Raw genomic sequence first — 13,339 nt, 5'->3', positions numbered from 1 at the left:
CGGGCCGTCCGTCCCCGCCGCGCATCGCCCCTACGCTGTAGGGATGACGCTCCCCCTCCTGGTCGACTGCGACACCGGCATCGACGACGCCATCGCCCTGACCTATCTCGCCTGCCGCGACGACGTCGAGGTCGTCGGCATCGTCTCCACCCCCGGGAACGTGGGGCTCGAGACGGTCCTGCGCAACAACCTCGCGCTGACGGAGCTGCTCGGGATCGACGCTCCCGTCGCCCGCGGCGCCGCCGAGCCGCTCGCGCAGCCGCTGATGACGGCGGAGGACACCCACGGCCCCACCGGGCTCGGCCATGGGAGCGTCCCCGATCCTGCGCGGTCGGCGGATCCTCGCAGCGGGGCGCAGCTGTGGGTCGACCTCGCCCGCGCGCATCCAGGCGAGCTCGTCGGCCTGGTCCTCGGCCCGCACACGAACCTCGCGCTCGCCCTCGAGATCGAGCCCGCCCTCCCCCGCCTCCTCCGACGCCTGCACATCATGGGCGGGGCGATCAACCATCGCGGGAACACCGGCCCCACCTCCGAATGGAACATCGCCGTGGATCCCGAGGCCGCGCAGCGCGTCCTCGCCGCCTTCTCCGCCGCCGAGCGACGCCCCGTGCTGGGCTCGCTCGAGGCGACCGAGGCCGTGCGCTTCACCCCCGGGACGCTCGAGGAGGTGCGGGCGATCGCCGCGGAGACGGGGCACCCGGTCGCCGGGATCCTCGTGGACGCGCTGCGCTTCTACTACGAGTTCCACGAGTCCGACGGCTTCGGATACATGGCGCACGTGCACGACCCGATCATCGCCGTGCACGCCGTGACCGGCGAGTTCGCCGACACGCTCCCCCTCGCCGTGGACGTCGAGCTGCGCGGGGAGCTCACCCGCGGGCAGACCGTCGGCGACGTCCTCGGCCGCTGGCGCCGCCGGCCCAACGTCGACGTGCTGCGGGACGTGCGGGCCGATGCGCTGGTCGCGCACCTGCTCGCGACCCTGCGCCGCGGCCTCGCCGGCTGACCCGCCGGCCGGCTGACCGATCGGCCAGCCGGGTCAGCCGGGTCAGCCGGGTCAGCCGGGTCAGCCGAGCACGGTCACCTCGACCTCGAAGCAGCGTCGGGCGGGCCGCCCGTCCCGCGCCGGGCGCCAGCCCACGCAGCGCACGCCGCCGGAGCCGTCGTCGGCCCGGTCCTCGTCGTAGCGGACGAGGACCGTGCCCGGCAGCGTCACCGGGGCGTCGAAGGAGACGTCCCAGCGCAGCGGCCGCGAGAGGTCGATGCGGGCCTCGGTGAACGCGCGCGAGGCCGTGTACATGCCGTGGGCGATCGCGCGCGGGAACCCGAAGGCGCGGGCGCTCAGCGCCGACATGTGGATCGGGTTCGCATCGCCCGAGACCTCCGCGTAGCGACGGCCGGTGCCCGCGTCAAGGGTCCAGCGGCCCGTCGCGCGCGGCGCCTCGAAGGCGCGGCGCTCGCTGCGCTCCCCCGCGGAGGCGTCCGACGGAGCGTCCGCGGGACGCGGTGCGTCTGACGAGGCGTCCGACGAGGCGTCCGACGAGGCGTCCGACGGAGCGGATGCCCCGGAGCGGCCCTTGGCGAGGTAGGTGGAGACGTCGGTGGCGATGATGTCGCCGTCGGCCCCGTGGATCGTCGAGACCGCCTCGAAGGTCCATCCCCGGCGGTGCTCGGCGAGCGCCCGCACCCGGCACTCCACGTCCACCTGCTCCCCGACCGTCACCGGACGGTGCTGGAGGATCCGGTTGTGCAGGTGCACGAGGCCCAGCAGCGGGAAGGGGAAGTCGGAGCGGGCCATGAGCGACAGCGAGATCGGGAATGCGAGGACGTGCAGCACGCCCGGATGGACGAGGTCCGTGGCCGGGCCGCCCATGAGGTGGTCGAAGTCGCGGGCCCGCTCGGCGTCGATCCGGACCGCGCGCACCCGGTGGACGATCGCGGGCAGCTGCGGGCGCGATCCGCCCGCGCCCCCGGGTCGGCGCCGCCGCGGGGTCAGCGCCGCGGCGTAGACGGCGGGGAAGGAGGGCACGTCGGCGAGGTCCTTGACCCGCTCCGCCGCCCCGGTCGACGGGGTCATCGGGGTCATCGGGGTGCTCACCGTCCCACCACGTTCTGCCCGCACACGCGCAGGGTCTCGCCGCGGATCCCGCCGGCCTCGTCGGAGACCAGGAAGGAGATCGCCTCGGCGACGTCCTCGGGCAGGCCGCCCTGCTGGAGGGAGTTCACGCGCCGGGCGATCTCGCGGGTCAGCGGCGGCATCTTCGCGGTCATCTCGGTCTCGATGAAGCCGGGGGCGACGGCGTTCGCGGTGCCGCCGGTGCCCTCGAGGCGGGCGGCGAGGGCGTCGACGAAGGCGATCACGCCGGCCTTGGAGGCCGCGTAGTTCGTCTGCCCGCGGTTGCCGGCGATGCCGCTGGTCGAGGCGAGGGAGACGAAGCGGGGATGGTCGCCGAGCACGTCGCCCGCGGCGAGGAGGTCCTCGGAGAGGGTGATCTGGCTGGTGATGTTCACGGCGATCACCGGGTCCCAGCGGCTCGCGTCCATGTTGGCGAACAGCTTGTCGCGGGTGATCCCGGCGTTCAGGACGACCGCATCGAGGACGAGCGAGCGCTCCCTCAGGAACGCGATCAGCCGCTCCCCCGCGCCCGCGGAGGTGACGTCGAGCTGGATCGGGACGGCCTTCAGCTCGTTGGCGAGGCGGGCGAGCTCGGTGCCGGCGGCGGGCACGTCCAGCAGCACCAGGCGGGCGCCGTCGGCGGCGAGGACGCGGGCGATGGCCGCGCCGATCCCGCGGGCGGCGCCGGTGACGAGGGCGGTGCGCCCGGCGAGCGGGTGCTCGGCGTCGGCGGTGGCGGAGCCGTCGGCGGTGTCCACGCGCAGGATCTGCCCGGTGACGAAGGCGCTGCGGGTGGACAGCAGGAACCGCAGGGCGCCGACGACGCCCGGGGCCAGCAGGTCCACGCCGTCGGCGACCTGGATGCCGCCGGCGGTGCCGCCCGCGCGCATCTCGTGGGCGAGGGATCGCACGAGTCCCTCGATGCCGCCGCGGGCTGCGTCGCGGGCGGGATCGGTGCCGGTCGCGGGACGGGAGATCGTCACGACGCGGGCGCCGGGCAGCAGCGAGCGCATCGCCGGGGCGAGCGGGAGGACGATCTCGCCGAGCTCCGCAGGGGCGGCGACCTCGTCGAGGACGACGACGACGGAGCCGACCTGCCGCAGCTCCTCGAAGCGGCGTCGGACGTCGGCGCCCCAGCGCAGCAGCAGGGCGGCGATCGCGTCGGCGCCCGCGGAGGTGCCGAGGACGACGACGGGTCCGAGGACCGGGTCGGGGCGGTCCCCGCGCCGCAGCAGGCGGGCGGGGCGGGGCAGGCCGGTGCGGCGGGCGATCAGGGCGCCGGGCGCGGAGCGGACGAAGCGGGTGTAGGCGTCGGTCATGGGAGCCTCCGGGAGGTCGGCGGGTCAGGCGGGATCGGACGCGAGCAGGGCGACGGTGCCCTGTCCGGCGGCCGCGCAGATGGAGATCAGGCCGCGCTGGGTGCGGCCGGTCTCACGGGCGCGCCGGTCCAGCAGCTTCGCGAGGGTCGCCACGATCCGCCCGCCGGTGGCGGCGAAGGGGTGCCCGGCGGCGAGGGACGAGCCCGTGACGTTGAGGCGCTCGCGATCGATCGGCCCGAGCGGTGCGCTCCGGCCGAGGCGCTCGCTGCAGAACTCCTCCGACTCCCATGCCTTGAGGGTCGCGAGCACGGTCGCGGCGAAGGCCTCGTGGATCTCGTAGAGGTCGATGTCCTGGAGGGTCAGGCCGTTGGCGTCGAGCAGCTCGGGCACGGCGTACGCCGGGGCCATCAGCAGGCCCTCGTCGCCGTGGACGAAGTCGACCGCGGCGGAGCGGGAGTCGACGACGCGGGCGAGCGGGCGCAGGCCCTTGGCGGCGGCGTACTCGCGGGTGCCCAGGAGCACGGCGGAGGCGCCGTCGGACAGCGGGGTCGAGTTGCCCGCGGTCATCGTCGGCTCGGCGACCTGCGGGGAGCGCACGCCGAAGACGGGCTTGAGGGAGGCGAGCTTCTCGAGGGTCGAGTCCGGGCGCAGGTTCTGGTCGCGTCCGAGTCCGCGGTAGCCGGTGACGAGGTCGTCGAGGAAGCCGTCGTCGTAGGCGGCCGCGAGCTTGCGATGGGAGGAGAGCGCGAGCTCGTCCTGCTCCTCGCGCCCGATGCCCCAGGCGGCGGCGGTCTGCGCCATGTGCTCGCCCATGGAGAGCCCGGTGCGGGGCTCACCGTTGCGCGGCGGCACCGGGGCGAGATGCGCGGGACGGATCGCGGAGAGGATCCGGATCCGCTGCATCGCCGTCTTCGCGGAGGAGGCCCGATGCAGGATGCGGCGCAGCTGCGGGGTCACCTCGATCGGCGAGTCGGAGGTGGAGTCGACGCCGCAGGCGATCGCCGAGTCGATCTGACCCAGACGGATCCGGTTGGACACGTGGGCGACGGTCTCGAGGCCGGTCCCGCAGGCCTTCGAGAGGTCGATCGCCGGGGTGCGGGGATCCAGCGGCGTGCTCAGGGCGCTCTCGCGGGTGAGGTTGAGGTCCCCGGCGAGCTTGAGCACGGCGCCGCCGGCGATCTCGCCGAGCTTCTCGCCCTGCAGGCCGAAGCGCGCCACGAGCCCGTCCAGGGCCGCGGTCAGCAGATCCTGGTTGGAGATCCCGGCGTAGGGGCCGCCCGCGCGGGCGAAGGGGATCCGGTTGCCGCCGAGGACGTAGGCGTCGCGCAGGGCGCCGTCGCGGGGATCGCCCGCCCGGCGCGCCGGGGCGGAGACCGCGGAGGCCGCGGAGGTCTCAGCCGCTGCGTCGGACCCGGAGGCTGTCGCGGTCGTCGTCGGGGTGGCGCCGTCGGTCGCGGACGGGACGTCGGTCTGGCTCACTGTGCACCTCTTCGTGTTCACTGCGGGGGTCCTCGGCCCGGATCGGGGGTGACCCTTTACATAGGACCGAGAGTACTTGATACCCTAGGTTCCGTGAATGCGACGACGCAAGCCCCTGTCGATGGACGGTCCGCCCGCTGGGCGCAGCACCGCGAGCAGCGGCGCGCCGAGCTCCTGGACGTGGCCCGGCACCTCATCCATGAGCAGGGCCCCGACGTGACGATGGAGGACATCGCCGCCGCCTCCGGCACCTCGAAGTCCATCGTCTACCGGTACTTCTCCGACAAGGCGCAGCTCCAGCGCGCCCTCGGCCTGCGCATCCTCTCGTCCATGCACCGCCGGCTGGTCGAGGAGCTGCGCGCCCTCGAAGCCGACGCCGGACGCGAGCCCTCGACCGACGAGCGCATCCGCGCGATGATCCGCGCCTACGTCGGCACCGCCGAGCGCTCCCCGAACGTCTACCGCTTCGTGACCCGCCCCAGCGACGGCCTGAACCACTTCCTGGACTCCGTCGCCCGCCTGGTCACCACCTTCCTCCCCGAGGGCACGCCCGCACCCCAGGTGTGGGCCCACGGCGCCGTCGGGTTCGTCCAGGGGTCGGTCGACGCCTGGATGGCCCCGCGCGCGCCCGCGCCCCCCGCCGAGGAGCCGGGCGCGGCGGGCGGGGCGGGCGGGGCGGGCCCGCTCGCCTCCGACCAGCTCACCTCCGACCGCCTCACCTCCGACCAGCTCGTCATCCATCTCGTCACCTGGCTCATGAAGGGACTGCACTCGTGAACACGATCATCGAGGACCACCAGCCGGCATCCGACCCGGCTCCCGAGGCCGACAGCGCCGTCGGCCGCCGCAGCACCACCCCCACCGGACCGATCCCGGTCCCGCCGGAAGGGTCGCCGCGCCTCGCCGTCGACCTCGTCGCGCAGGCGCTCAAGGGCTCGTGGGCGGCGACCCGCGACGAGGCCCGCGAGCGCGCCCGCCGCCCCGCCCTGCACCGGCCGCTCGACGTCACCGTCGCCCAGCACCGCGAGCACGTCTTCACGCAGCTGCAGACCCTCGCCGACGAGCAGGTCTCGCTGCCGATGCTGCCCGAGCATCTCGGCGGCCCCAACGACAACGGCGCCAACGTCGCGGGCTTCGAGGAGCTCGTCGTCGCCGATCCCTCGCTCCAGATCAAGGCCGGCGTCCAGTGGGGCCTGTTCACCTCCGCGATCGTCCAGCTCGGCGACGAGGAGCAGCAGAAGCGCTGGGTCCCCGACGCCATGTCCCTCGCGATCCCCGGCGCCTTCGCCATGACGGAGATCGGCCACGGCTCCGACGTCCAGTCGCTCGCGACCACCGCGACCTACGATCCCGCGACCGACGAATGGGTGATCCACACGCCCTTCCGCGCCGCCTGGAAGGACTTCCTCGGCAACGCCGCGATCCACGCACGCGCCGCGACCGTCTTCGCGCGCCTCATCACGCAGGGCGTCGACCACGGCGTGCACTGCTTCTACGTGCCCGTGCGCGATGCGCAGGGCGAGCTCCTGCCCGGCGTCTCGAGCGAGGACGACGGCGAGAAGGGCGGCCTGAACGGCATCGACAACGGCCGCCTCGCCTTCGACCACGTGCGGATCCCCCGCACGAACCTCCTGAACCGCTACGGCGCGGTCGATGCCGACGGCGTCTACTCCTCCCCCATCGAGTCCCCCGGACGCCGCTTCTTCACGATGATCGGCACCCTCGTCCAGGGCCGCGTCTCCCTCGACGGCTCCGCCAACCGCGCCTGCCAGCTCGCGCTGCACATCGCGCTGACCTACGCGTCCCAGCGCCGCCAGTTCACCGCCGCCTCCCCCACCGAGGAGACCGTGCTGCTGGACTACCAGGCGCACCTGCACCGCCTGCTGCCGAAGCTCGCCGCGACCTACGCCGGCGCCTTCGCCCACGAGCAGCTGCTGCACGCCTTCGACGACGTCTTCTCCGGCCGCGGCGACACCCCCGAGGGCCGCGAGGACCTCGAGACCCTCGCCGCCGCCCTCAAGCCCACCTCCACCCGGCTCGCCCTGGACACCATCCAGGAATGCCGCGAGGCCTGCGGCGGCTCCGGCTTCATGGCCGAGAACCAGCTCGTCGGCCTGCACCAGGACCTCGACGTGTACGCGACCTTCGAGGGCGACAACACGATCCTGCTGCAGCTCGTCGCCAAGCGCCTGCTCAGCGACTACACCTCCGAGCTGCGCAGCGTGGACCGGGCCGGCATCGGCCGCTTCATCGCGCAGCGCGCGGAGACCCTCGCCCGCCGCCACACCCCCTGGACCGAGCTCGCCCAGGGCATCGGCGACCGGGCCAGCTCCCGCCGCGCCTCCGACTCGATGCGCCAGGCGGAGTTCCAGGAGGCCCTCCTGGCCGATCGCGCCCGCGTGAAGGTCGAGGAGGTCGCCCTCGCGCTGCGCCCCACCGCGAAGATGAGCCCGCAGGACGCCGCCGCCCACGTGAACAAGCACCAGGTGGAGATGCTCGACGCCGCCCGCGCCCATGCGGACCTCGTGCGCTGGCGCGCCTTCACCGCCGGGATCGAGGCGCTCGAGGGCCCCGGCGCCGAGGGCTCCCGCGCCGTCCTCACCGACGTGCGGGACCTCTTCGGGCTGACCCTCATCCAGGACGACCTCGCCTGGTTCCTCCTCAACGGCCTCGTCTCCGCCCAGCGAGGCCGCCAGATCGCCACCGACGTGAAGCGTCTGCTGTGGCGCCTGCGCCCGCACGTCCTCGACCTGGTCGCGGCCTTCGACATCCGTCCCGGCCACGTGCGCGCACCGATCGCGACGGGCGCCGAGCAGCGCCGCCAGGACGAGGCCGCCGCCTACTTCCGCACCCAGCGCGCGAGCTCCGACGCCCCCGTCAGCGAGAAGGTCCTGCGCGACCGTCGGAAGCAGGAGGAGAAGCGGGCTCGCGCCGGACGGTCGTGAGCGGACCCGCCGTCCCGGCCCTGGCGTCCCGGCCCCCGGCCGGGCGCTCGCGCCGGCGCGAGGCCACGTAGGATGGGCGGGCCGGGCACGTCCCGGCTCGCCCCCACCTCCGCCGTCGAGAAACGGATGACGACCGCGCATGACCGCTTCTTCCGCCCCCACCCCCACCGCCCCGCAGGGCGGCGCTGACATCGACACCGTCGAGGACGCGGCGGCGACGCCGGATCAGACCCAGCCCTTCGCCGAGCTCGGCCTGAAGGACGACGAGTACGCGAAGATCCGCGAGATCCTCGGACGCCGCCCGACGAACGCCGAGCTCGCCATGTACTCGGTCATGTGGTCCGAGCACTGCTCCTACAAGTCCTCGAAGAACCACCTGCGCACCTTCGGGAAGCACACCACCGACGCCATGCGGGAGAAGCTCCTGGTGGGCATGGGCGAGGATGCCGGCGTCGTCGACATCGGCGACGGCTGGGCCGTGACCTTCAAGGTCGAGTCCCACAACCACCCCTCCTACGTCGAGCCGTACCAGGGCGCCGCGACCGGCGTCGGCGGCATCGTCCGCGACATCATCTCGATGGGCGCCCGTCCCGTCGCGGTCATGGACCAGCTGCGCTTCGGCGCGATCGACCACCCCGACACCGCGCGCGTCGTCCACGGCGTCGTCTCCGGCGTGGGCGGCTACGGCAACTCCCTGGGCCTGCCGAACATCGGCGGCGAGACCGTCTTCGACGCCTCCTACCAGACCAACCCGCTGGTCAACGCCCTCGCCGTCGGGATGATGCGTCACGAGGACATCCGATCCGGCGCCGCGACCGGGGCCGGCAACAAGGTGATCCTCTTCGGCGCCCGCACCGGCGGCGACGGCATCGGCGGCGCCTCCATCCTCGCCTCGGAGACCTTCGAGGAGGACGGGCCGCTGAAGCGCCCCAGCGTCCAGGTGGGCGACCCCTTCATGGAGAAGGTCCTCATCGAGGCCTGCCTCGAGCTGTACGCGGCCGGCACCGTCGCGGCCATCCAGGACCTCGGCGCCGCGGGCATCTCCTGCGCGACCAGCGAGCTCGCCGCCAACGGCGGCTCCGGCATGCACATCCACCTCGAGGAGGTGCTGCTGCGCGACCCGACCCTCACCGCCGGGGAGATCCTCATGAGCGAGTCGCAGGAGCGCATGATGGCGATCGTCCCGCCGGAGAAGCTCGAGGAGTTCCAGGCGATCGCCGCGAAGTGGGACGTCGAGGCCGCCGTGATCGGCGAGGTCACCGGCGACGGCCGCCTCACGATCGACCACCACGGCCAGCGGATCGTCGACGTGGACCCGGCGACCGTCGCGATCGACAGCCCCGTCTACGACCGCCCCTACGCGCGGCCCGACTGGCAGGACGCCCTCCAGGCCGACCGCGCCGAGGCGCTCCCCCGCCCCTCGGCCCCCGCCGAGATCGCCGCGACCCTGCGCACGCTGATCGCCTCCCCCAACCTCGCCTCCACGGGCTGGATCACCGACCAGTACGACCGCTACGTCGGCGGCAACACGGCGCTCGCCATGCCCGACGACGCCGGCGTGCTGCGCATCGACGAGGAGACCGGGCGAGGAATCGCCATCGCGACCGACGCCAACGGCCGCTACACCAAGCTCGACCCCCGCACGGGCGCCCAGCTCGCCCTCGCGGAGGCCTACCGCAACGTCGCCACCTCCGGCGCCCGGCCGCTCGCGATCACCGACTGCCTCAACTTCGGCTCCCCCGAGGATCCGGGGCCCATGTGGCAGCTCGTCGAGGCGATCGGCGGCCTCGCCGAGGCCTGCGAGACCCTCGGCGTGCCCGTCACCGGCGGCAACGTCTCCCTCTACAACTCGACCGGCGAGCCCGGCCTGATCGACTCGGCGATCCACCCGACGCCCGTCGTCGGCGTGCTCGGCGTCTTCGACGACGTCGCCCGCCGCACCTCCTCCGGCTGGACCGCCGAGGGCGAGAGCGTGATCCTGCTCGGCACCACCCGCGAGGAGCTCTCGGGCTCGGCCTGGGCGCAGGTCGCCCACGATCATCTGGGCGGCCTGCCCCCGCAGGTCGACCTCGCCGCCGAGGCGGCGCTCGCGGAGGTGCTGATCGGTGCGGCCACCGCCGGCACCGTCTCCGCCGCGCACGACCTCTCCGAGGGCGGCCTCGGCCAGGCCCTCGTCGAGGCCGTCACCCGCTTCGGCGTCGGCGTCTCCGCGGACCTCGCCCCGGTCCTCGAGCGCGACGGCGTGGACCTCTTCACCGCCCTGTTCTCCGAGTCCCAGGCCCGCGCGATCGTCGCGGTCCCCGCGGACCAGGAGGAGGCGCTGCTGGCCTCCGCCGCCGAGCACGGCGTCCCGGCCCTGCGGATCGGCACCACCGGCGGCACCGCCCTCGCGATCGACGGCCTCGAGGCGTTCGAGTCCGCCGAGCTGCGCGAGCTGCGCGAGGGCACCCTCCCCCGCTACTTCGGCTGAGATCGAGGCGGGAGCGCCCGCAGGCACGATCGCCTGCACGCACCGAGGGCCCGATGATCGGACGATCATCGGGCCCTCGTGCTGTCCGGCTCCGGCGCGCTGCGCCGCTGCGGAACGCCTCCGCCGGGCCCTGGCACCCCGCCGCCGCGCTCCGGCGCGCGCTGAACGCGAGGACCGCAGCCGGAATGCCACGAGGGCGGGACGTCGGATCGGATGATCCGTCGTCCCGCCCTCGTGGCGAGCGGCCGCGTCCGCGAGGACGCCGCCGGGGTCAGGCGCTGATCAGAGGATCAGGCCTTCTCCTCCTCGGTGGTCTCCTCGGCCGGAGCCTCGGTCGCCTCGGTGGTCTCCTCGACAGCCTCGACGGCGTCGTCGGCCTTGGCGGCGTTCTTCGCGGCGCCCTCGGCCTCCTTCACCACGGCCTGCTTCGGCGAGTAGGCCTCCTGGACCAGCTCGATGACCGCCATGGGGGCGTTGTCGCCCTTGCGGGGGCCGATCTTGGTGATGCGGGTGTAGCCGCCGGGACGCTCCGAGAAGGTCGGCGCGATCTCCTCGAAGAGCGAGTAGACGACGCCCTTGTCACGGATGGTGCGCATGACCTGACGGCGCGACGCGAGGTCGCCCTTCTTGGCCTGGGTGATGAGGCGCTCGGCGTAGGGACGCAGTCGCTTCGCCTTGGTCTCGGTGGTGGTGATCGCCTTGTGGCGGAACAGCTCGGTGGCGAGGTTGGCGATGATCATCCGCTCGTGCGCGGGGGATCCGCCGAGGCGCGCGCCCTTGGTGGGAGCAGGCATGGTCGTTCTCCTAGTTCAGATATAGGTCAGTACTGGTCGCCGAAGTCGTCGGAGTAGGACTCCAGTGCCGACGGGTCGAAGCCGGCCGGGGAGTCCTTCAGCGACAGGCCGAGCTCGGCGAGCTTCGCCTTGACCTCGTCGATGGACTTCTGACCGAAGTTGCGGATGTCGAGCAGATCGGCCTCGGAACGGGCGGTCAGCTCTCCGACGGTGTGGACGCCCTCGCGCATCAGGCAGTTGTACGACCGGACCGTGAGGTTCAGGTCGTTGATCGGCAGCGCCAGGTCGGCGGCCAGGGCCTGGTCCGTCGGGGACGGACCGATCTCGATGCCCTCGGCCTCCTGGTTCAGCTCGTGCGCCAGACCGAACAGCTCGACCAGGGTCTTGCCGGCGGAGGCGACGGCGTCGCGCGGGGAGATGGCGGGCTTCGTCTCGACGTCGACGATCAGCTTGTCGAAGTCGGTGCGCTGCTCGACACGGGTGGCCTCGACCTTGTAGGTGACCTTGAGGACCGGCGAGTAGATCGAGTCGACCGGCACACGGCCGATCTCGCCGTCCACGCCCTTGTTCTGCGCAGCGGAGACGTAGCCGCGACCGCGCTCGACGATCAGCTCGATCTCCAGGCGGCCCTTGTCGTTCAGGGTCGCGATGTGCAGGTCGGGGTTGTGGATCTCCACGCCCGCGGGGGGCGTGATGTCACCAGCGGTGACCTTGCCCTCCTCATCCTTGCGGAGGTACATCACGACGGGCTCGTCGTTCTCCGAGGAGACGACGAGGTTCTTGATGTTCAGGATGATCTCGGTGACATCCTCCTTGACCCCGGGGACGGTGCTGAACTCGTGCAGCACGCCGTCGATGCGGATCGAGGTGACCGCGGCACCGGGGATGGAGGACAGCAGAGTCCGACGCAGGGAGTTCCCGAGCGTGTAGCCGAAGCCCGGCTCGAGCGGCTCGATCACGAACCGGGAGCGGTACTCGGACACGACCTCTTCGGTCAGCGTGGGGCGCTGTGCAATGAGCACTGTGAGTCCTTTCCGTGAGCGTCCGCCATATGACGCTCAGAAGGGGGCGATGGGCCTGAGGGTGATGGGTGTCCAGAGGGCGACCGAGCGCGCGACGACGCGCTCGGTCACCGGGGACGGCCGACGGGCGCGGCAGAGCCGCGCATCGGCCGTCGACGACTCAGACGCGGCGGCGCTTGGCCGGACGGGTGCCGTTGTGCGCCTGCGGGGTGACGTCCTGGATGGAGCCGACCTCGAGGCCGGTCGCGGTGAGCGAGCGGATCGCGGTCTCGCGGCCGGAGCCCGGGCCCTTCACGAAGACGTCGACCTTCTTCAGGCCGTGCTCCTGCGCGCGACGAGCGGCGGCCTCGGCGGCCATCTGCGCGGCGTACGGGGTGGACTTGCGCGAGCCCTTGAAGCCGACCTGGCCGGCGGAGGCCCAGGAGATGACAGCACCGGTCGGATCGGTGATCGACACGATGGTGTTGTTGAAGGTGCTCTTGATGTGAGCCTGGCCGTTGACGACGTTCTTCTTGTCCTTGCGGCGCGGCTTGCGCGCTGCGGCCTGGCGGGTCTTGGATGCCATGCTGGCGAACTCCTTGATGGGGGGTCTGGTGCGCCGTATCCCTCGTCGGCGCTCTGCGAGTGCTGGTCAGCGGGCCGTCATGGCCGACGCTGACGAACGACGGGGAAGGTCAGCGAGCCTTCTTCTTGCCCGCCACGGTGCGCTTCGGGCCCTTGCGGGTGCGCGCGTTGGTCTTGGTGCGCTGACCGCGCACCGGCAGGCCGCGGCGGTGACGCAGGCCCTCGTAGCTGCCGATCTCGACCTTGCGGCGGATGTTCGCAGCCACCTCGCGACGCAGGTCGCCCTCGTGCTGGTAGTTCGCCTCGATGTGGTCGCGGAGCTTGACCAGCTCCTCGTCGTCGAGGTCGCGGACGCGCTTGTCGCCGTCGACCCCGGTCGCAGCCAGGGTCTCGAGGGCGCGGGTGCGGCCGATGCCGAAGATGTACGTCAGGGCGATTTCGAGGCGCTTCTCGCGCGGAAGATCGACTCCCACCAGACGTGCCATGTGCAGTTCTCCTACATGTCTCGGAGGCCTGAGCCGACATCCCGTCGCGGGCTGCTCCCGTCGACGCCGCAGCCTCCGACTGCGGGTATCCGGCCTGGGCCGGCGATGTCGTCTCTTCTGTTGTGGTGCCCGCTGTGCGGGCGGT

Annotated in this window: 11 protein-coding genes; 4 read left to right on the top strand and 7 right to left on the bottom strand. The window is 72.9% G+C overall.

The features are described from left to right. Nucleotides 1-43: 43 nt before the first annotated feature. A complete protein-coding gene (locus tag ACXET9_RS13750) occupies nucleotides 44-1,006 on the top strand; it encodes a nucleoside hydrolase (RefSeq protein WP_457887234.1) in 963 nt (320 codons plus the stop codon). 60 nt (nucleotides 1,007-1,066) lie between these two features. Here ACXET9_RS13750 and ACXET9_RS13745 read toward each other — a convergent pair whose 3' ends face one another. Genes ACXET9_RS13745 through ACXET9_RS13735 form a run of 3 tightly spaced genes read right to left on the bottom strand, consistent with a single transcriptional unit; the run spans nucleotide 1,067 to nucleotide 4,764 of the window. Beyond that, nucleotides 1,067-2,077 (bottom strand): MaoC family dehydratase, encoded by a 1,011-nt coding sequence (locus tag ACXET9_RS13745; protein WP_457887269.1) that lies wholly within the window; start codon nucleotides 2,075-2,077, stop codon nucleotides 1,067-1,069. A gap of 17 nt (nucleotides 2,078-2,094) precedes the next feature. Continuing rightward, on the bottom strand, nucleotides 2,095-3,435 hold the full coding sequence (locus ACXET9_RS13740; RefSeq protein WP_457887232.1) for a 3-oxoacyl-ACP reductase: 1,341 nt from the start codon (nucleotides 3,433-3,435) through the stop codon (nucleotides 2,095-2,097). Nucleotides 3,436-3,459: 24 nt separating this feature from the next. Beyond that, nucleotides 3,460-4,764, bottom strand: a complete 1,305-nt coding sequence (locus ACXET9_RS13735; RefSeq protein WP_457887267.1) for an acetyl-CoA C-acetyltransferase — start codon at nucleotides 4,762-4,764, stop codon at nucleotides 3,460-3,462. A 243-nt stretch (nucleotides 4,765-5,007) separates the two neighbouring features. Here ACXET9_RS13735 and ACXET9_RS13730 point away from each other — a divergent pair, with 243 nt between their 5' ends. The 3 genes from ACXET9_RS13730 to purL all read left to right on the top strand — a co-directional run bounded on the left by ACXET9_RS13730 (nucleotide 5,008) and on the right by purL (nucleotide 10,329). Further along, nucleotides 5,008-5,691, top strand: a complete 684-nt coding sequence (locus ACXET9_RS13730) for a TetR/AcrR family transcriptional regulator (RefSeq protein WP_457887230.1) — start codon at nucleotides 5,008-5,010, stop codon at nucleotides 5,689-5,691. Beyond that, a complete protein-coding gene (locus ACXET9_RS13725) occupies nucleotides 5,688-7,859 on the top strand; it encodes an acyl-CoA dehydrogenase family protein (RefSeq protein WP_457887228.1) in 2,172 nt (723 codons plus the stop codon). The genes ACXET9_RS13730 and ACXET9_RS13725 overlap by 4 nt, the downstream gene beginning before the upstream one ends. Nucleotides 7,860-7,998: 139 nt before the next feature. Beyond that, the gene (gene purL / locus ACXET9_RS13720; RefSeq protein ID WP_457887226.1) at nucleotides 7,999-10,329 is read left to right on the top strand and encodes a phosphoribosylformylglycinamidine synthase subunit PurL; all 2,331 of its coding nucleotides are present in this window, start codon (nucleotides 7,999-8,001) and stop codon (nucleotides 10,327-10,329) included. Between the two features lie 290 nt (nucleotides 10,330-10,619). Here the strand turns inward: purL and rplQ are convergent, their stop codons facing one another. The 4 genes from rplQ to rpsM form a co-directional block, all read right to left on the bottom strand. Continuing rightward, nucleotides 10,620-11,123, bottom strand: a complete 504-nt coding sequence (rplQ, locus tag ACXET9_RS13715; protein WP_457887224.1) for a 50S ribosomal protein L17 — start codon at nucleotides 11,121-11,123, stop codon at nucleotides 10,620-10,622. Between the two features lie 26 nt (nucleotides 11,124-11,149). After that, nucleotides 11,150-12,145, bottom strand: coding sequence for a DNA-directed RNA polymerase subunit alpha (locus ACXET9_RS13710; protein ID WP_457887222.1), 996 nt, complete (start codon nucleotides 12,143-12,145; stop codon nucleotides 11,150-11,152). A 160-nt stretch (nucleotides 12,146-12,305) separates the two neighbouring features. Beyond that, on the bottom strand, nucleotides 12,306-12,710 hold the full coding sequence (rpsK, locus tag ACXET9_RS13705) for a 30S ribosomal protein S11 (RefSeq protein WP_457887220.1): 405 nt from the start codon (nucleotides 12,708-12,710) through the stop codon (nucleotides 12,306-12,308). A gap of 109 nt (nucleotides 12,711-12,819) precedes the next feature. Continuing rightward, entirely contained in the window at nucleotides 12,820-13,194 is a 375-nt protein-coding gene (rpsM, locus tag ACXET9_RS13700; RefSeq protein ID WP_457887218.1) for a 30S ribosomal protein S13, read from the bottom strand. Nucleotides 13,195-13,339: the final 145 nt, after the last annotated feature.

The sequence above is a fragment of the Brachybacterium netajii (SeqCode) genome (assembly GCF_054114245.1).
Note: the sequence above shows the minus strand (reverse complement) of the source record. Positions and strands in the feature narration are given on the sequence as shown.